Annotated in this window: 19 protein-coding genes and 1 tRNA gene; 9 read left to right on the top strand and 11 right to left on the bottom strand. The window is 68.4% G+C overall.

Annotated elements, in window-relative coordinates; translation table 11 throughout:
* Positions 1 to 2: 2 nt before the first annotated feature.
* From thiO to FS388_RS06790, 4 genes are all read right to left on the bottom strand, one after another.
* Complete coding sequence (gene thiO / locus FS388_RS06805) at positions 3 to 1,175, bottom strand: glycine oxidase ThiO (protein ID WP_146340734.1); 1,173 nt, start codon at positions 1,173 to 1,175, stop codon at positions 3 to 5.
* Between the two features lie 91 nt (positions 1,176 to 1,266).
* Positions 1,267 to 1,337, bottom strand: a tRNA-Gly gene (locus FS388_RS06800).
* A gap of 166 nt (positions 1,338 to 1,503) precedes the next feature.
* On the bottom strand, positions 1,504 to 2,046 hold the full coding sequence (locus FS388_RS06795) for a type 1 glutamine amidotransferase domain-containing protein (RefSeq protein ID WP_146340733.1): 543 nt from the start codon (positions 2,044 to 2,046) through the stop codon (positions 1,504 to 1,506).
* Between the two features lie 96 nt (positions 2,047 to 2,142).
* The gene (locus FS388_RS06790) at positions 2,143 to 2,766 is read right to left on the bottom strand and encodes a malonic semialdehyde reductase (RefSeq protein ID WP_246836137.1); all 624 of its coding nucleotides are present in this window, start codon (positions 2,764 to 2,766) and stop codon (positions 2,143 to 2,145) included.
* A gap of 125 nt (positions 2,767 to 2,891) precedes the next feature.
* Between FS388_RS06790 and FS388_RS06785 the strand changes: the two genes are divergently transcribed.
* Positions 2,892 to 3,419: an RDD family protein gene (locus tag FS388_RS06785; protein WP_168198632.1), complete on the top strand. Its 528-nt coding sequence runs from the start codon at positions 2,892 to 2,894 to the stop codon at positions 3,417 to 3,419.
* Positions 3,420 to 3,455: 36 nt separating this feature from the next.
* Here FS388_RS06785 and thiE read toward each other — a convergent pair whose 3' ends face one another.
* The 6 genes from thiE to FS388_RS06755 all read right to left on the bottom strand — a co-directional run bounded on the left by thiE (position 3,456) and on the right by FS388_RS06755 (position 9,234).
* Positions 3,456 to 4,187 (bottom strand): thiamine phosphate synthase, encoded by a 732-nt coding sequence (gene thiE / locus FS388_RS06780; RefSeq protein ID WP_146340731.1) that lies wholly within the window; start codon positions 4,185 to 4,187, stop codon positions 3,456 to 3,458.
* A 62-nt stretch (positions 4,188 to 4,249) separates the two neighbouring features.
* On the bottom strand, positions 4,250 to 5,053 hold the full coding sequence (locus tag FS388_RS06775; RefSeq protein WP_146340730.1) for a LysR substrate-binding domain-containing protein: 804 nt from the start codon (positions 5,051 to 5,053) through the stop codon (positions 4,250 to 4,252).
* A gap of 36 nt (positions 5,054 to 5,089) precedes the next feature.
* The gene (locus tag FS388_RS06770; RefSeq protein ID WP_146340729.1) at positions 5,090 to 5,800 is read right to left on the bottom strand and encodes a dienelactone hydrolase family protein; all 711 of its coding nucleotides are present in this window, start codon (positions 5,798 to 5,800) and stop codon (positions 5,090 to 5,092) included.
* A gap of 142 nt (positions 5,801 to 5,942) precedes the next feature.
* Entirely contained in the window at positions 5,943 to 7,268 is a 1,326-nt protein-coding gene (locus FS388_RS06765) for an ABC transporter substrate-binding protein (protein WP_146340728.1), read from the bottom strand.
* 56 nt (positions 7,269 to 7,324) lie between these two features.
* A complete protein-coding gene (locus FS388_RS06760; protein ID WP_146340727.1) occupies positions 7,325 to 8,254 on the bottom strand; it encodes a carbohydrate ABC transporter permease in 930 nt (309 codons plus the stop codon).
* Entirely contained in the window at positions 8,251 to 9,234 is a 984-nt protein-coding gene (locus FS388_RS06755) for a carbohydrate ABC transporter permease (RefSeq protein WP_371708774.1), read from the bottom strand. Before FS388_RS06755 ends, FS388_RS06760 begins: the two co-directional genes overlap by 4 nt.
* A 272-nt stretch (positions 9,235 to 9,506) precedes the next feature.
* Between FS388_RS06755 and FS388_RS06750 the strand changes: the two genes are divergently transcribed.
* Genes FS388_RS06750 through FS388_RS06715 form a run of 8 tightly spaced genes read left to right on the top strand, consistent with a single transcriptional unit; the run spans position 9,507 to position 16,755 of the window.
* A complete protein-coding gene (locus FS388_RS06750) occupies positions 9,507 to 9,830 on the top strand; it encodes a hypothetical protein (protein ID WP_146340725.1) in 324 nt (107 codons plus the stop codon).
* Positions 9,827 to 10,135, top strand: a complete 309-nt coding sequence (locus tag FS388_RS06745) for a monovalent cation/H(+) antiporter subunit G (protein ID WP_146340724.1) — start codon at positions 9,827 to 9,829, stop codon at positions 10,133 to 10,135. Before FS388_RS06750 ends, FS388_RS06745 begins: the two co-directional genes overlap by 4 nt.
* Positions 10,128 to 11,087, top strand: coding sequence for an MnhB domain-containing protein (locus FS388_RS06740; protein ID WP_146340723.1), 960 nt, complete (start codon positions 10,128 to 10,130; stop codon positions 11,085 to 11,087). The genes FS388_RS06745 and FS388_RS06740 overlap by 8 nt, the downstream gene beginning before the upstream one ends.
* Complete coding sequence (locus tag FS388_RS06735; protein ID WP_146340722.1) at positions 11,084 to 11,365, top strand: NADH-quinone oxidoreductase subunit K; 282 nt, start codon at positions 11,084 to 11,086, stop codon at positions 11,363 to 11,365. Before FS388_RS06740 ends, FS388_RS06735 begins: the two co-directional genes overlap by 4 nt.
* Positions 11,366 to 11,367: 2 nt before the next feature.
* Positions 11,368 to 12,876, top strand: coding sequence for a complex I subunit 5 family protein (locus tag FS388_RS06730; RefSeq protein ID WP_146340721.1), 1,509 nt, complete (start codon positions 11,368 to 11,370; stop codon positions 12,874 to 12,876).
* On the top strand, positions 12,870 to 14,459 hold the full coding sequence (locus tag FS388_RS06725; RefSeq protein WP_146340720.1) for a complex I subunit 5 family protein: 1,590 nt from the start codon (positions 12,870 to 12,872) through the stop codon (positions 14,457 to 14,459). The genes FS388_RS06730 and FS388_RS06725 overlap by 7 nt, the downstream gene beginning before the upstream one ends.
* Positions 14,459 to 16,246 (top strand): complex I subunit 5 family protein, encoded by a 1,788-nt coding sequence (locus tag FS388_RS06720; protein WP_210410163.1) that lies wholly within the window; start codon positions 14,459 to 14,461, stop codon positions 16,244 to 16,246. Before FS388_RS06725 ends, FS388_RS06720 begins: the two co-directional genes overlap by 1 nt.
* Complete coding sequence (locus FS388_RS06715; RefSeq protein WP_146340719.1) at positions 16,243 to 16,755, top strand: Na+/H+ antiporter subunit E; 513 nt, start codon at positions 16,243 to 16,245, stop codon at positions 16,753 to 16,755. Before FS388_RS06720 ends, FS388_RS06715 begins: the two co-directional genes overlap by 4 nt.
* Here FS388_RS06715 and FS388_RS06710 read toward each other — a convergent pair.
* Positions 16,752 to 17,258 (bottom strand): GNAT family N-acetyltransferase, encoded by a 507-nt coding sequence (locus FS388_RS06710; protein WP_146340718.1) that lies wholly within the window; start codon positions 17,256 to 17,258, stop codon positions 16,752 to 16,754. The two genes, FS388_RS06715 and FS388_RS06710, sit on opposite strands and share 4 nt — an antisense overlap.
* Positions 17,259 to 17,294 lie beyond the last annotated feature (36 nt).

The following is a 17,294-nucleotide window of genomic DNA, read 5'->3' as shown; positions in this document are numbered from 1 at the left end:
ATTCACCGGTGCCGTCTGGGGCTCATCGCTTCCAGGTGGGCCCGGTCCGTCTCGGTGAGCGTTCCGTTGAGCATGCCTGCGGTCAGGCGGGCTGCCAGAGGAGCGAGCAGGATGCCGTGGCGCGAGTACCCGGTGGAGACGACGACGTCGGGGCTCAGGAGCCCCAGGTAGGGGCGGTCGTCCGGGGTGCCCGGCCGGGCCCGTGCGGTGACCTCGTGCAGCTGCATGTCCCGCACTGCGGGCAGCAGCGCGATGGCATCGGCGAGCAGCTCGGCGACGGAGCCCGCGTGCGCACCGGCGCGCCCGTCCTCACGGACGGAGGCTCCGACGACCAGCTCCTCCCGTTCGCGGGGCACGAGGTAGACCTGGCGTCCGGAGACCCGGCCGCGCAGGGTGGCGCTGATGAGGCGCCGTTCCCCGGCGCTGAGCTGCCCGTCGGTGTACCGCAGCCGGAGGATGTCCCCGTAGACGGGCCGGAGGTCCAGCTGGGGATGCTCCCGCGTAATGCCCGTGATCTGGGAGTAGCCGAGCCCCGGAGCCAGCACCGCGGCGGCCGCGTCGTGCTCCTCATCCTGCTCGGTGCTCAGCTGCACCCCGCCGAGCTCGTGCCGGATGTCTGTGACTCGTTCGGCCCGCCACGCGGCGGGAGGGCCGGCGTTCGGGAAGGAGGTCGGGTCAAGGTCTGCGTTGAGCGCGGCCGTCAGGGCGGCCACGAACTGGCGGGGATCGATCTGGTGGTCCCCCGGCACGTCCCATGCCTTGGCGATGGCCGGCGCCAGTGCGGGCTCGCGCGCCCGCAGCGTGCGCGAGGTCAGAGGCTCGACCTCCATGCCGTGGGATCGGTGGACTGCCACGAGGTCTTCGACGGCGCTGCGGTCCCCCGGGTCGGCGGCGACCAGCAGGGTTCCGTTCTCCCAGTAGCCGGTGGGGACACGGACGGCCCTCTGGAGCTCAGCGAGCTGTTCGGGGTAGTGCTCGAGGGCAGCGGCCATGAGCGGCCACAGCTCCTCCTGTCCGTACTGCACCTCGCTGAGCGGGGCGAGCATTCCTGCTGCGGCGTAGGAGGAGTCGGAGGCAGGAGCGGGATCGAAGATCGTCACCGCGTGGCCGGTGAGGCGAAGCTGCCACGCGGTCAGCAGGCCCACCACTCCGGCTCCGACGACAGCGGTAGACAAAGGGGACCACCTTCGGGTCGAAGGCCGCTGGGCGGCGAGGTCTGGCAGAGAGCCTGAGCTCTCGAAGGGGAGGATGCATGACCCTCATGTGAGCGGCTGACGGGAATCGAACCCGCGTCGTCTGCGTGGGAGGCAGAAGCTTTGCCACTAAGCTACAGCCGCTGGACGCCGTGATGAGTGCGAGTGATCCCACGGTCACGGCGTGGGAGTCAGTGTACTACCTCAGGGGCGGCCCGCATGACGGATTTGGGACGGCCGGGGCCCGCCGCCGGAAGCCGACTGCGGACCCCTGTGGCATGCGTCTCAGATCAGGTCAGGGCCTTCTGATTCAGGCCTTTTCGACCAGGCTGATGAACTCGCGGTTGAAGTCCTCGAGGTCATCCGGGGTGCGGGAGGTGACGAGGCCGTCGGAGACGACGACTGACTCGTCGACCCAGCGTGCGCCGGCGTTCTTCAGGTCGGTGGTCAGCGAGGGGAAGCTGGTGACGGTGCGGCCCTGCGCTGCGCCGATCTCGGTGAGGATCCACAGGCCGTGGCAGATGGCTGCGACGGGCTTGCCCGCGTCGAAGAATGCTCGCGCGAACTTCTGGGCGTTCTCGTCGATGCGCACGGTGTCGGCGTTGAGCGTGCCGCCGGGCAGGACCAGGCCTGCGTAGTCGGAGGCATCGGCGGAGGCGAGCGTGACGTCGACGTCGAAGTGGTCGGCGTGCTCCCAGTCGCCCTTCATCGCCTGGATCGAGCCCTCTTCGGGGGAGACGACCACTGCCGTGCCTCCCGCGGACTCAATGGCCTTCTTGGGCTCGGTCAGCTCGGGCTGCTCGACGCCGTTGGTGGTCAGGATTGCGATCTTCTTGCCGGTGATGTCAGCCATGAGCATCCTCCTTCGTGGGGATCTGTCATTTGTCGCGTACAGGTGAAAACTACTGGTCAGGCCTTGATGCTCAAGCCACGGTCCCTGGATTCTTCCTCAGAGGATCTGGGAGGCCTCCGCGAACTCCAGGCGTCCGGCCCGCTCGCCCACCGCTGATGCGTCCTCTGCATCGGCTGCGTGGCCCACGTTGATGGCTACGAGGGTCTTCCATCCGTTCTCGGCATGCAATTCCTCATCGAAGGCGGAGGCCTTGAGCCCGGTCATGGGTCCCACCTCCAGCCCGTGCGCCCGCAGCGCGGTGATCAGGTAGCCGACCTGGATGAGGGCGGACTGTTTGCCGACGTCCTCGCGCATCTTCTCGGCGTCGGCGAAGCGCTCGCGGGCGCCCTCCCGCTGGGGCTGCAGCGTGGGCAGGTGCTCGTGCCAGTCAGCGGTGTAGGCCGCCACGAGGGTCAGCGGCGCGGCCTTCGTCTTGTCCTGGTTGCCCTTCATCATGTGCTCGATGACGGCATCGCGCCTGGGACCGTCGGTGAGGACGCTCAGCCGCAGCGGCTGGGCGTTGAACGCGGTCGGGGCCCAGCGCAGGTCCTCGTACACCTGCTGGATCAGGGACAGGTCGACGGGCTCGGCGGTGAAGGCGTTGGTGGTGTGGGACCCCTCGAAGAGGCGGTCGATGGCGTCTCGGTCGAGGGTCTTCTCCATGGCGCTGGCGCTGGTCACAGGTGCCGCTCCTTCGCATCGTAAGGGTCAGGTTCCGTGGATCTCCAACATCCGTCCGGGCTGACTTCTTCCGGGTTCCGCCGGTAGCGTGCTGGCACGGCCGAGCAGAAGGAGCGGAGACAGCAGTGGCACAGGCAGGGGACGGAAGCAGTCGGGAGAGGCCGCAGATCGAGCTGCCCGGACTCGGCAGCGCGGAGCCGGCGGACGTGATAGTCCGGTTCTGGGCGCGGGTTGTGGACGCGGTGCTCCTGTGCGTGCTGCTGATGGCCGCCGCGGTCTTTGCCTGGGGCCTCGCCTCCGGCGCCGGCATGGAGAGCATCGTGTGGCAGGTCGGAATCGTGATGCTGTTCGCCGTCCTCTACGAGCCGGGCATGACCGCATGGAAGGGCGCCACGCCGGGCAAGCTGATCGCCGGCATTCGAGTGGTGGACGTCCGCACGGGCCGCTGGCCCCGGATTGGCTCGTCGCTGCTGCGGTACGGAGTCCTCTTTGCGCTGAGCCTGATGTACCTGCCGGGGAGCTGGAGTCTGCTGGGGCTGCTGGCACTGATCGTGCTCGCGATGGTCATCGGGACCCACCCGCAGCGCAGGGGCTGGCACGACCGCGCCGGCCGAACCGCCGTGGTGCTGGCAGACACGCTCGACCGGACATAGCGCACCGGCATGATTCCTGGACGTGCGCGCCGAGCGTCAGGCGGGGAGCTTCTCCACCAGTTCGCGCGAGGCGGCAGCGGGGTCCGGCGCCTCGGTGACGGCGCGCACCACGACCACTCGATCGGCGCCGGCTGCGGTGACCTCGCCGATGTTCTGCGCGTTGATGCCCCCGATCGCGAAGAACGGCTTGCCCGTGTCCAGCTGTGAGGCCTGCGCCGGCAGCTCGGTGCCCACGGCTGCACGACCGGGCTTGGTCGGCGTCTCCCAGACGGGCCCGGTGCAGTAGTAGTCCAGCCCCGGGTCTGCTGCGGCGTCGCGCACCTGCTCGAAGGTGCGGCAGGAGAGTCCGATAAGGACATCGTCGCCGAGGATCTGCCGGGCCTGCTCCGTGCTGAGGTCATCCTGGCCCACATGGAAGACGTCCACGCCGCTGATCAGTGCCAGGTCGGCACGGTCGTTCGCGGCAGAAAGCCCGCCGTACGAGTCGGCCACCTCTTTGAGCAGTGTGAGCGCGGTCAGCTCGGTCTGCGTGGAGACCTGCTTGTCCCGGACCTGGATGATGTCGGTTCCGCCTTCGAACGCCTCAGCGTAGAAGCGCCTGAGCGCCTCGAGGTCCAGCTCATCGACCGGCCCGGCCTCTGGGTTCGTGATGAACCGCTGCAGGTCGGTGCACACGTACAGGCGCGCCGAGAGCAGCCGCTCGCGCCGGAGCTGGCCGAGCTGCGTGGGCTCGGGAACGGTGGTGGTGGTCATGCTCTCCTCAGTCATGGCACCACTGTAGAACGCCGAGGCTGGACGCCCGCTGAGGAGACGCTGAAGGCCGGTGAGGGTCAGCCTCTGCGCCGCCGCGCTGCGGGCCGTCTTCCCTGCCGGGGACCCGGCTGCCTGTTCCTACGCTTCTCACCGCCGTCTGCGGGAGTCCGGCGCGACGCCTGCTTGGGCGGCTTCTTGGGCGCGCCGGCCAGCTGGGTCCTCGCTGACTGGGGCTTGCGTCCGCGGGCGATGCCCACGAACTCTTGGATCTCGTCGCTGTCCCTCTCCCGCAGCCAGGCGAGCGCGACGTCGTACCCGGGCTGGTCCTCCACCCGTCGGATGATCACGTCCTTGCGCGAGAGGGCGCGGGCGAATGAGTTGGGCAGCAGCAGCAGCCCCGCACCGGAGGCGACGACTTCCATCGCGATCCGTTCGGCCCGGGCGAGCTCCTCGCCGCTGTGCGGCACATGCGGCTCCGGCTCCTGGCCGGGGGTCATGTCGGCCGGGCTGAAGAAGGTCTCCTCTGCGATGTCTGCCCAGGTGACCGACTCCTCCGAGGCGGCGATCCAGTGGCTGCGGGCGGCGCAGACCACGGGATCTTCGGTGTAGAGGACCACGCGGTGCAGGTCGGGAACCTCGGGTGCGGCGCCTTCGCGGCTGCGCATGTAGGCGATGTCGACGGTGCCCTGGGTCAGCCGCTCACGTGCGGCGTCGGGGTCATCGCCGCCCGGATCGTCGAAGTAGCTGACGGTCAGAGGAATGTCGGGAAAGCGCGCGCGCCACCGCCCCACCCACTTGTCGGGGGATGCTCCGGGAACCACGCCGAGCGTCATCCCGGAGAGTCCGGGCGCATTGTCCTCAGGGGCGGGGCTGTCGCTCACTGCTCCAGCCTATAGACGTGTGGGCCGCTGATGGGCTCAGGCCACCTTCTTGCGCAGGAAGTCGACCGCGCGTCCCCATGCCTCGGCGGCCCTGTCTGGGTCATAGGTGCCGATCGCGTTGGTGTCGTTGTGGAAGGCGTGTCCTGCGTCGTAGTAGAAGAACTCGACCTCGGCGCCGGACTCCTCGCGGATCTGAGCCTCCTGACGGCGGGCGTCCTCCTCGGGGTACATCTGGTCCTGCTTGGCGTAGTGGCCCTGGACGGCGGCCGTCAGGCCGCTGTAGGACTCGGGGACTGCCTGCCCGACGCCGTAGAAGGGAACGGCGGCGGAGACCTTGTCGCCCTGCTGGGCGGCGAGCGCGAGGACGAATCCTCCGCCCATGCAGAAGCCGATCGCGCCGACTGTGCTGGAGGTGGTGGTCTCGTGGGCCAGCAGGAAGTCGGTGGCCCCTGCGAGCTGGCGGGCGCCCTCCTCGGCGGGGAGCTTGGACATCATCTCGCCGGCCTCGTCGCCGTCGTGGGTGATCCATCCGCCGTAGAGGTCGGGGGCCAGGGCGACGAAGCCTTCGACGGCGAGGCGGTCGACGACCTCCTTGATGTGGTCCGTCAGCCCCCACCACTCCTGGATGACGATGACAGCGGGTCCGGAGCCCGATGGTGGAGTGGCCAGGTATCCGTGGCCTGTGCTGGTCACATCGGAGCCCGGGAGGGGAAAGGTGACGTTCTGGTGGGGAGTCTTCTCGGCCATGGGGTTCCTCCTGGAAGTCGACGTCGTCGCACCTCACACTACCGAGGAGTGCTCCTTGCGCCTACCCCCGGCGCATGCAGGCAGGGTCCCTGCCGCAGTGCGCGGCAGGGACCCTGGGCCGGACGGGGGCAGCCCCCGGGCATCACTCCACTTCGTCGGCGAGGTCGGACTCGTAGAGGGACTCGAACTCGTCCTCGACGCGCTCCATCTCTTCGGCGACGTCGGCGTCAGAGGTGAGGATGCTCTCCAGCGTCTGGGCGAGCTCCAGGTCGGCGCCCGGCAGGAAGACGCGGGCGTTGTCCTGCACCCGGGCGCGATCGAGCTGGTCGACGGCGGTTTCGAACTGGGGCTGGTCCTCGTAGACGCCGGACATGTCGGCCTCCGTGTGGGAGGGCACATACCCGGTGCCTTCGGAGAAGAAGGCCTGGGACTCCGCGCTGGTGAGGTGGCCCATGAACATGGCTGCGGCCAGCTGCGCCTCGGGGTCGGACTGGGAGGCCAGCATCAGGCCGGCGCCGCCTGTGGGCGTCTCGCCCTCGGCTTCGGGGCCGTCGGGAAGGAAGGCTGTTCCGACCTCGAAGTCGGCGGAGTCGAGGATTCCGCCCAGGGAGCCGGTGGACTGGATGGTCATCGAGGCCACGCCGGAGGCGAAGTCGTCGGTCTGGGAGGTGGCTGCCACGTTGGCCCATCCGTCCTGGACGCCGGACTGGGCGAACTCGATGGCCTCGACGGTCTCTTCGCTGCTGACGGTGGAGAAGTCCCACTCGTCGGACCAGGCACCGCCGTAGCCCCAGACGAGGTTCGCCATGCCCCAGGCGGGGTACTCGTTGGAGGGCGGAAAGGCGTAGCCGTAGTCTGCGATGCCTTCGTCGACGATGGTCTGTGCGTTCTCGGCGACCTCGTCCCAGGTCTCCGGCGGGCTGTCGATGCCGGCTTCCTCGTAGTGGTCAGCGTTGTAGTAGAACAGCGGGGTGGAGCGGGCGTAGGGCACCCCGTAGTGGCTGCCCTCGTACTGGTAGTCCTCGTAGAGGGCGTCCACATAGCCGTCGGTGTCGACCTCTGCGGCGTCGAGCACGTCGTCGACGGGTGCGAGGGCGCCGTTGAGATAGTTGGGGAACCAGGTGGCGTCGGAGAGGACGATGACGTCAGCGTTGGAGCCGCCCCCGGTCTGGAACCACTGGGAGGTCTCTTCGTAGTCGGCGCCTGAGGTGATGACCTCCACCTCGATGCCCGTCTCGGCGGTGAAATCCTCGATCATCTCGGTCTCGAGGTCTTCGGAGCCCCCGGGGTGGTTGGTGGCGAAGGTGATGGAGTCGGCCGGCTCAACACCGTCCCAGTCGGTGGCCTCGGCCTCCTCCTCCTCGCCTCCGTCGTCGCCGACGTCGGGGCCGCAGGCGGTCAGTGCGAGGCTGGCGATGCTCACGGCCGCGAGTCCCTTCCAGGCGTCGCGGCTGATCAGAGTGCTCATGGTGTTCTCCTCAGTGTGGTGATTCAGGTGCACGAGTGGGGGTGGTCGAGGGGGCGCTACTTGACCGCGCCTTGGGTCAGGCCTGCCACGATGTAGCGCTGCAGGGCGGCGAAGACGATGAGCATGGGGATGATGACCAGCACCGCGCCGGCCATCAGCACTCCGTAGCTCGCGACGTCGTCCTCGACGCTTCGAAGCTGGTTCAGGGCCACCGGCAGGGTCATGCTGCCCCGGGTGTCGGTGATGATCAGGGGCCAGAGGAAGCTGTTCCACTCGTTGACGACCGTGACGAGGGTGACGGTGGCGATCGCGGGCGCGGAGACCGGCACGGCGATCTGGACGAGCTTGCGGAAGTGGCCGGCGCCGTCGAGCTCGGCTGCCTCGAAGAGCTCCTTGGGGAGGGACTTGAAGTGCTGCCGCAGCAGGAATGTGCCGAATGCGGTGCCCAGTCCGGGCAGGATGATCCCCCAGAGGGTGTCGCGTCCGCCGAGGGCCTGGATGGTCATGAAGTTGGGAAGCATGGAGACCTCCGGGGGCACCATCAGCGCCACCAGGATCCCGAGGAAGATGAGGTTGGCTCCGGGGACGCGGATGAAGACCAGTGCGTATGCGGTGGTGATCGCGAGCACCACCTTGATGACGGAGCCGACGGCGGTGACGATGAGGCTGTTCTGGAAGACGGTCAGCAGCGGGATCCGCCGGTCCACGGTCTCGTAGTTGTCGAGGCTGGGGTCCTGGGGCAGGAACGTGGGGCTGAGCGTGATGATCTCGTTGACCGGCTTGAAGCTCGAGGAAATCATCCAGGCCAGGGGCAGCACGATGATCAGCAGGGCGACGAGGATCGGCAGATAGCCGGTGAGCATGGTGTCCGCAAGGTTCTGCCGGGTGAAGGCTTTGCGCCACTCCGGCAGCACGCGGTGCTGGGTCGGCGTCTTCGCCGCGGTGCCGCCGGAGGTCTGGGCCGACTTCTGGGAGGTGGTGCTCATCGGTAGTGCACCTTCCTCTCGATGAAGCGCATCTGGGCTGCGGTGACGAGGAAGAGGGTGAAGAAGAGCACCACGGAGATCGCTGCGGAGTACCCGGCCCGGTTGTACTGCCCGAAGGCCTGCAGGTAGATCTCAAAGATGATCGTGTTGGTGCCGTTTCCGGTGGGCGTCATGACCCGGAGGATGTCGAAGGCGTTGGTCATGGAGAAGATGATGTTGGTGACCAGCAGGAAGAACACGGTGGGCGTCAGGAGCGGCAGGGTGATGCTGAAGAATCGGCGCACCGCCCCGGCCCGGTCGATCATCGCCTGCTCGATCAGGTCCTTGGGGATCGACTGCAGGCCGGCGAGGAAGACGACGGCGCAGTAGCCCAAGTTCTTCCAGACGTAGACGATGATGACCATCAGCAGGTTCCAGTCGCTGTCGAGGAACCAGGCTGGGGAGCTGATGCCGAAGGCGGCCAGGATGTGCGCCAGGGCACCGCGGTGGGGGTCGAAGATGAACATCCAGACCAGTGCGACTCCGACGCCGGAGAGCACATAGGGGCTGAAGACGGCCGTGCGCGCGGCGGTCCGCCCGGGGATCCTCTTGTTCAGCACCAGGGCGATCAGCAGGCCCAGCACCATGGAGCCGATGACGGCCCCGGCGGTGAAGATGGCGGTGACTCTCCACACTTCGATGCCGTCCGGCGAGGTGAAGAAGCGGATGTAGTTGTCCAGCCCCACGGCGCTCGCCGTCGGGGCGCCGAGCCTCCAGTCCAGGGTGGAGTAGTACATGTTACTGATCAGCGGGTAGTAGATGAACGCGAGGATCAGCAGAATGTTGGGTCCGGCGAACAGCAGGAACAGGGACCAGTTCTTGGAGCTCTGACGACGCTTGGCCCGCTTGCGCTCCTGGGCGAGCTGGGCGTCGCTGGGACGCGGGGGTCGAGGGGTTGAGGCCTCAGCGGCCGGCTTCTTGGGGCCTGCCTCCCGCGCAATCGTCGTCAAAAACTGTTCCTCTTTCGTTGCAGAATGCGAATCGCGCGAACGCTGATTCAGTCCGGCGGGCGCTGCGGCCCGGAACGTGTCCCATTGAAGGGAGTGTAAGCGACCAGATGCTTAACCCATGGTGAACCGAAGATGAACCTGTCGTTCGGGGTCCGGTCAGCCGCCCTGCAGGTCCGTTCAGGCGGAAGCTGACAGAATTGTGATGTTCCGTGCCCGCTGACGAGGGGGGAATGCCCGCTTGGGCTGCTCCCAGAGGAGGATCGTTGGTTGAGACTGTGCTCGCGGCGGTCTTCGTCGTCCTGGTGCTGAACCTGGTGGCCGCCCTGGTGATCTGCGCCCGTCGCCGCCGTGCCGGCTCGTGGCTGCTGGTCATTCTCCTGGCGGGGACCTCGGGAGCTGCGCTGGCGGGGATCCTCGCTGTGACAGCCGAGGACGGGGAGCGATACTTCGACGTGGCGCTGGTGCTCACCGGCACCGCAGCTGTGACGGCGGCGGTCCGTGCCGCGCTGCCGAATGCACGCGGCAGAGATGCTGTGGAGCACGCGGCCGCCGGTTCTTGGCCGAGCGCTCAGGATGGACCCTCATGAGCGTCGCGGCGGATCTCTTCGGCCTGGCGCTGGTGGTGGTCGGCGCCCTGTTCTTCACGGCCGGAACGGTGGGCCTGCTCCGCTTTCCGGACGTGCGGAGCCAGCTGCACGCACTGACCAAGGCCGACAACCTGGGGCTGGGCCTGATGCTCGCCGGCGCTGCCGTCCTGCTGGGCAGCGTCACCGTCGCCGGGGCGGCCCTCCTGACCTGGCTGCTGGCGCTCGCGGCCGCATCGGTGTCGGCGCGCGCTCTGGGCGCCGTCGAGGCTGACTCTCTGGACGGCGGGGAGGCGGCCGATGGGTGAGGCGGGTCTGGTCGACTGGATTCTGGCGGCCGCGACGCTGGCCGCGGCCGGCGTGGTGGTCTCTGCCCCCCTGCGGATGGCGCAGGCCATGGGGTTCTTGGTCTTGGGTGTGCTCGCGTCCCTGGTGTGGCTGCGCATGGGCAGCGTGGATGTGGGGCTCGCGGAGGCTGGGCTCGGCGGCGGCCTTCTGGGCGCTGTGCTCGTCGTCCTCGCCGCAGCGCCGCAGCGTGCCCCATCGTCGGAGTCGCGCGGCATGCCCGCAGCTCCGGCGGCACTCTTCGGGACGGTGGCCGGGGTCCTGATCACCCTCGTGCTGGGGGCGGCCTGGCTGCGGGCAGCGCCTGCGCTGGAGCAGCAGTCTCCCGGCTGGTCTGAGCCATTGGCCGAGCAGCTGCCGAGCACCGGCGTCGAGCACGGCATCACGGGGGTGCTCCTGGCGTTCAGGGCCTATGACACGCTGCTGGAGTCAGGGGTGCTGATGCTGGCGGCCCTGGGGGCGTTGGCGCTGATGGACCCGGCGCGGCTCAGCGCACCCCAGACCTTCTCTGCGGTGCCTCGGAACCTGAGCTGGATGGTCCGTGCGGCGGCGCCGGTGCTTCTGGTCGCCGGCATGTGGCTGCTCTTCGCCGGGAGCACGGATTCCGGCGGGGCGTTTCAGTCCGGGGCGGTGCTGACGGCGCTGCTCATTCTGCTGCGCGTCTCGGGGGCGGATCTGTCATTTGTGCACCGGGTGCTGCTGCGCCCTGCCCTGGTGGTGGGCGTTCTGGCCTTCATCGCTGCAGGGCTGGTGGGGTATGCGGCCACCGGTGACTGGCTGGGGTGGGCCCCGGAGTGGGCATTCGCCGCTGTCCTCACCGTGGAGATTCTGCTGACGGTGGGCATCGCCGCGGGCCTGTATGCGATCTTCCTGGCCGTGGAGCCGCAGAGCAGGAGCGAGGGGGCCGTCGTATGAGCACCGCTGCTCTCTACCTGATTCTGGGCACCGCCGTGGCTGTGTCCGGCACGGTGCGCATGCTGCTGGTGCGGGACGCGGTGGCGCGGCTCATTGCGATGAATGTGGTGGGCGTCGGCTCGCTGCTGGTGCTGATGGCGATCGCGGCGCGCGCACCCGAGGGCACGGAGCCGGTCCTCTCTGCCCTGGTGATCACCGGCCTGGTCATCACGGTGGCGTTCACGGGCTTCGGCGCGGTGCTGATCCGCCGGATCGAAGAGGCGGGTGAGGACCCGTGAGCATGGCGTTCGTCCTGGGGGCCGCTGTGCTGCTGCCCCTGGCGGCTGCGGGGGCGGTCGCACTCCTGGGCCCCCGCACCGCACGCATCGTGGGGCTGGGCTCGACGCTGCTGACCGGCGTTCTGGGCGTCCTGCTGGCGGCGGAGGTGTCCCTGCACGGTGTGCAGGAGGTCGCCCTGGGCGGCTTCGAAGCCCCGCTGGGCATCCATCTGCGCGCAGATGGCCTGAGTGCAGTCTTCCTGGCCCTGACGGCCCTGGTCTCCGTGGTGCTCAGTGTCTTCGCGGCCACGTCGAAGGACACTCCGGGAGGGTTCTGGCCGCTGTGGCTCGGCTGCCTCTCGGGCCTGAACGCTGTCTTCGTCTCGGGGGACCTGTTCAACACCTATGTGGGCCTTGAGCTGGTGGGCCTGACCGCGGTGGCGCTGGTGGCCCTCGGCGGTCGGGGTGCGTGGGGGCCGGCGCTGCGGTACCTGTTCGTGGCGGTGCTGGGCTCCCTGCTGTTCCTGGTGGGCGTCGGCCTTCTGGTGTCGGTGACGGGGACGCTGGACATCGCGCAGACGGGCGCTGCGATGCATCAGGCGAGCGCCGAGCAGGAGGCTGCTCTGCTGATGGCGGCGGGCCTGATGACCGTCGGCATGGGCCTGAAGGTGGCGCTGGTGCCTATGCATGCGTGGCTGATCAGCGCGCACTCGAGTGCCCCGAGCGTCGTGTCCCCTCTGCTCTCCGGATTGGTGATCAAGGCCGCACTTTTTGTGGTGCTGCGGGTGTGGCTCTGGGTGCTGCCGGAGGCGCAGCTCGCCGAGCCTCTGGCCTGGGCTCTTGGAGCGTTGGGGGCGGTCGCGGTGATCGGCGCCTCGATGGCGGCTCTGCGGCAGGATCGGCTGAAGCCGCTGATCGCATATTCGACGGTGGCGCAGGTGGGCTACTGGTTCTTGGCGTTTCCGCTGCTGGTGGAGTCGACGCCGGGCCATGACGACGTGGCTCCGGGGGCGTACAGCGGAATCGTTGCACTGGCGGTGGGGCATGGTGTGGCGAAGGCAGGCCTCTTCGCTGCAGCCGGGTACTTGAAGTCTGTCTACGGAACGGATGAGATCGCGGAGCTGCATGGGGCGGTGCGGACCCATCCCATCGTGGTGATGAGCATGGGCCTCTCTGCGGTGGGGCTCGTCGGCCTCCCGGTGTCGTTGGGCTTTGCAGGCAAGTGGCAGGTGGCCACCGCTGCGGTGGAGGCTGAGCAGTGGTGGATGCTTCTGGTGATCGCGGTGGGGACTGTGCTGGCGGCCGGCTATGCGGTCCGCGGCATTGCGCCGCTGCTGATGCAGCAGGACCCTCACGCCGGCGATGCCGATCTCAGCAGCGAGGACACCGACGAGGGGCCGACCATCAAGACGTCCCGCAACTTCACGTCCGTCCCTGGAATGGCGGTGCTGACGCTGGGCTCGGCGACGATCATCACTGGGTTCGCTCCCACGTGGCTCGCCGAGGTGCTGGAGGTGGGCGCCCCATGGTGAATGAGCTGACGCAGAGCCATCTGGTGCTGACCGCCGTGCCGGTGGTGATGATCGCGCTGTCCTTGGGCGCTGCGACGATCATCTTCCCGCTGGGTGAGCATCAGGTCCGTCTGCGCTCCTCGATCAACCTGGCGGCGGCCAGCCTGAAGGTGCTGCTGCTGATCGCACTGGTCCCGGGGGTGGTGGCCGAGGGGCTCCGGCCCGAGTTCGCGGTGCCGTTCCTGCCCACCCCTGGCGGTGAGCCTATTGAGCTGGTGCTGAGGGCTGATCCTCTGGCGCTGCTGTTCGCGGGGCTGTCGGCGATCCTGTGGCTGCTGACGACCGTCTATGCGATCGGCTACTTGGAGGGAAAGCCGAACCGTTCACGGTTCTTCGGGTTCTTCAGCCTGTGTGTGACCGCGACGGTGGGACTGAGCTTCTCCGGGAACCTGATCACCTTCCTGGTGTTCTATGAGCTGCTGACGCTGACGACCTACCCGCTGGTGGCGCACTGGGGCGACGAGAAGTCGCTGAAGGCGTCGAAGATCTACCTGCGCTACGCCTTGGGCGGCGGCGTGGCGGTGCTGATGGGCGTGGTCTGGCTGACCATGGAGGTCGGCGCGGTGGACTTCGAGGAGGGAGGCGCCGCGGAGGTGGCGGACTTCGCGCAGTCGAACCCGGCCTCTGCGGCGATCATCTTCGCGCTGCTGGTGGGCGGCATGGGGGTCAAGGCGGCGCTGATTCCTCTGCACTCGTGGCTTCCCATCGCCATGGTGGCTCCCGCTCCCGTCTCTGCTCTGCTGCACGCGGTGGCTGTGGTGAAGGCCGGCGTGTTCGGGATCGTGCGTGTGATCGACGATGTGTACGGGATCCGGACGGCGGAGGAGCTGGGGGTGCTGACCCCGCTGCTGGTGGTGGCGAGCGCGACGGTCATCTACGGCTCCTATCAGGCGCTGCGGGCGCAGGAGATCAAGCGTCGGCTCGCGTTCTCGACGGTCTCGCAGGTCAGCTATGTGGTGCTGGGGGTGGCGATGTTCTCGGTGGCGGGAACCGCGGGCGGGATCATGCACCTGGTGCATCAGGGGATCATGAAGATCACGCTGTTCTTCTGCGCGGGTCTCTTCGCCGAGTCCATGGGGGCCCATACTCTCGATGACCTTCGGGGGGCCGGGCGTCGGATGCCGTGGACGTCGGCGGCGTTCACGGTGGGGGCACTCGGCATGATGGGGCTTCCTCCCACGGCGGGATTCATCTCCAAATGGCAGCTGGGGCTGGGGGCTCTGGACTCCCCGCATCCGTGGGTGCTGGGGGTGCTGGTGGCCTCGTCGGCGCTGAACGCGGCGTACTTCCTGCCGGTGGTGTTCAGAATGTGGTTCTCTGATGCTTCGGAGGAGACCGGGTGGGCGCCGAGCGGCGGCCGCAAGGAGGGCGAGGAGGAGCCCGAGGAGAGCGGGTTCGCTGCGCGGGCGATCCGTGAGCCGAAGGCCCTGCTCCTTCCTGCTCTGTGCACAGCCGGCTTCACGCTGGCGCTGGGGCTGGGCGCCTCGTGGGCGTTCTCGCCGCTGGAGGTTTCGCGGTTCATCGCTGAGGGGGTGTTCAGCTGATGATGATGCTCGCTGCCTTCCTTCTTCCGCTGGCCGCTGTGGCGGTGATCGCCTCTGCGGGCGCTGCGGTTCCGGCTGCTGCGCACCGGGTGCGCCGCGCGACGGCGATCGCGGCTCCGCTGACCACCGTGCCGGCTGCGCTTCTGTGCGTGTTCGACGCTGGCGCGCGGCTGGAGGTGCCGTGGCTGCTGTTCGGGTCCGAGTTCCATCTGGACCCGGCGGCGCGTGCCCTGACTCTGATCACAGCACTGCTGTATGGGGCGGCGCTGATGGCGGTGTCGTGGGCGAAGCTGCGCGATGCGGAGAAGGGCTCGGGGGCGCTGAGCGCGTTCCTGCTGCTGTGCTTTGTGGGCAACATCGGAACGTACGTGGCTGCGGATGCGGTGAGCTTCTATCTTGCGTTCGCCCTGATGAGCTTCTCCGCGGTGGGGCTGGTGATCCATTACCGGTCGCAGGAGGCCAGGCGCGCGACCCGCATCTATCTGATCATGTCGGTGGTCTCGGAGACGGCGATCTTGGCGGGTCTGATTCTGACGGCGAGCGCGGGCGGCTACCGGGTGGCGGATGCTCCGGCGGCGGTGGCGGACTCGGAGTTCACGACGCTCATTGTGGTGCTGCTTCTGATCGGCTTCGGGGTGAAGGCGGGCACGGTGCCGCTGCATGTGTGGCTGCCGCTGGCGCACCCTGCGGCGCCGCCTGCTGCCTCGGCCGTGCTCTCGGGGGCGATGGTGAAGGCGGGCCTGGTGGGGTGGCTTCGCTTTCTGCCGCTGGGTGAGATGGCGATGCTCGCGGTGGGCTACACATTGTTGGGGCTGGCCCTGCTGGGTGCGTTCGCGGCCGCGGTGGTGGGTGTGCTGCAGCGGGACCCGAAGGTGGTGCTGGCGTATTCGACGATCAGTCAGATGGGGTTCATCACGGCTCTTCCGGCGGTGGGCCTGCTGGTGCCGGAGCTGGCCTCGGCGACGATCACGGCCGCGGTGCTCTATGCGGTGCACCACGGGTTGGCGAAGGGTGCCATGTTCTTGGGCGTTCCGGTGATGAAGCATTTCGGCACTGGGCGGACGCGGTGGCTGGTCGCGGCGGGCCTGGTGGGTGCGGGCTTGGCGGTGGCGGGGGCTCCGCTGACGTCGGGTGCGTACGGCAAGTACGTCTCGAAGGAGACGGTGGAGGGGATCACGTTTGTGGGGGCGGACCTGTATGACCTGCTGCCGCTGGTGGCGACGGGGTCGACGGTGCTCCTGATGCGTTTCGGGTGGCTGCTGTGGTCTGCGGAGCGGCACCCGGAGCACCGTCCCGCCGGGGAGCTGGCCTCATGGCTGCTGGTCTGCGCGGCCGGCATTGCTGTGCCGTGGCTGGTGGGCATGCACTGGTTGGGCGCGGGGGGCTTCTCGTGGGAGGCGGGCCCGCTGTGGGATGCGACGTGGCCGCTGCTGCTGGGCTTGGCTGTGGGGTCGGGCGTGTGGCTGCTGTCGGCGCGCGGCTGGCTGCCCGGGTGGGTGGAGCGCGCGGACGGCTCTGCGCTTCAGCCGGGCGATCTTGTGGTTGCGGAGGAGTCGGTGGGGGCGCAAACGGCCCAGGGCGCGGCGTCGGTTTTGGAGGCTGCGCACCAGGGGGCCACCACGGTTCGGGAGTCGGCGCTGGGTCTGGTGACGCGGTGGGGTGATCGTGCTGAGGGGGCCATTGATGGGGGTGAGCGCCGGTTGGCGCCTTGGGCTGCGAGCGGTGCGGCCGTGCTGGTGGTGCTGACGGGGAGTCTGCTGCTGTTGGCTGGGGGGTGGCTGCTGTGAGGTTTGTGGTGTCGGGTGTTCTGCGGGGGCTGCTGCTGGCGCTGGTGTGGGTGGCGTTGGCGGGGTTCGCGTCTGACTATGCGATCTACGGGGTGGTGAGTGTGGCTGCGGGGACGGCATTGAGTCTTGTGCTGCTGCCGCCTCGCCGCGACTCTGGGGGTGCTGGTTGGTTCGGGCGCCTGTGGGGTTCGGTGCTCTTGGCGGGCTGGTTTTTGTGGCAGTCGGCGCAGGGCGGGGTGGATGTGGCCCGTCGGTCTGTGGCGCGGGTGCCGGATATTGATCCGGAGGTGGTGACGGTGCCGGTGGCGCTGCCTGAGGGTGGGGGCCGGCAGGTGGCGCTGCTGATGATGAATCTGATGCCGGGCACCATGGTTCAGCGGGGCCCGAGGGCGCTGCCTGATGGGTCGGAGTGCATTGAGCTGCACACGTTGTCGGCGGCGTTGGAGCCGGCCGCCCAGTGGGGGGCGCTGCAGCTGAGGGCGGCTCGTGCGGCGGGTGTGGAGCTTTAGCCGCGGGTGAGGCGCAGTGCGCTGATGTGCGCGATGGTGGGGTCGGTGTCCCAGCGGCTCATGGGGAGTTCGTCGTGGGGTACGAAGCCGTATCGGGTGTAGAACCGGATGGCTCGGGGGTTGTCTTTGAAGACTTCGAGGTAGCTGGGTTCGGGGCCGAGGACGTGGTCGATGAGCTGTGGGGCGAGTCCGGTGCCGTGGTGGGCGGCGAGGATGTAGAGCCCGTAGAGCTGGTGGGAGCGCGGGGCGTCGTCGTCTTTTGCGGGCCCGTAGTCGGCGAATCCGACGACGTGGTTGTGGTGGAGGGCGATGCGTCGGGTGCCGGTGAAGGGTCGGCTGAGGCTCTGCTGCCACATGGTGATGCGTTCGGCTTCAGCGTCGGCGTCGTAGAGCCGTTCTGGGAGGAAGTGGGCGTAGCTTTCGCGCCATGCTTGGGTGTGCATCCTGCCGAGTGCCTCGGCGTCTTCAGGCTGGGGCTCCCGGATGAGGTAGTCGGTATTCACAGCGTTCCAGCATATGCACGACGGTGGGGTCGGCGC

The organism is Nesterenkonia sp. NBAIMH1 (assembly GCF_007922635.1).
Classification (GTDB): domain Bacteria; phylum Actinomycetota; class Actinomycetes; order Actinomycetales; family Micrococcaceae; genus Nesterenkonia; species Nesterenkonia pannonica.
This window is presented reverse-complemented; position numbering and strand designations above follow the sequence as displayed.

Coding starts and splice junctions, on each gene's coding strand:
- FS388_RS06795 (WP_146340733.1), bottom strand. CDS start 2,046: ATGGCTGACATCACCGGCAAGAAGATCGCAATCCTGACCACCAACGGC.
- thiE (WP_146340731.1), bottom strand. CDS start 4,187: ATGACTGAGGAGAGCATGACCACCACCACCGTTCCCGAGCCCACGCAG.
- FS388_RS06770 (WP_146340729.1), bottom strand. CDS start 5,800: ATGGCCGAGAAGACTCCCCACCAGAACGTCACCTTTCCCCTCCCGGGC.
- FS388_RS06765 (WP_146340728.1), bottom strand. CDS start 7,268: ATGAGCACTCTGATCAGCCGCGACGCCTGGAAGGGACTCGCGGCCGTG.
- FS388_RS06760 (WP_146340727.1), bottom strand. CDS start 8,254: ATGAGCACCACCTCCCAGAAGTCGGCCCAGACCTCCGGCGGCACCGCG.
- FS388_RS06745 (WP_146340724.1), top strand. CDS start 9,827: ATGAGCGTCGCGGCGGATCTCTTCGGCCTGGCGCTGGTGGTGGTCGGC.
- FS388_RS06740 (WP_146340723.1), top strand. CDS start 10,128: ATGGGTGAGGCGGGTCTGGTCGACTGGATTCTGGCGGCCGCGACGCTG.
- FS388_RS06735 (WP_146340722.1), top strand. CDS start 11,084: ATGAGCACCGCTGCTCTCTACCTGATTCTGGGCACCGCCGTGGCTGTG.
- FS388_RS06730 (WP_146340721.1), top strand. CDS start 11,368: ATGGCGTTCGTCCTGGGGGCCGCTGTGCTGCTGCCCCTGGCGGCTGCG.
- FS388_RS06725 (WP_146340720.1), top strand. CDS start 12,870: ATGGTGAATGAGCTGACGCAGAGCCATCTGGTGCTGACCGCCGTGCCG.
- FS388_RS06720 (WP_210410163.1), top strand. CDS start 14,459: ATGATGATGCTCGCTGCCTTCCTTCTTCCGCTGGCCGCTGTGGCGGTG.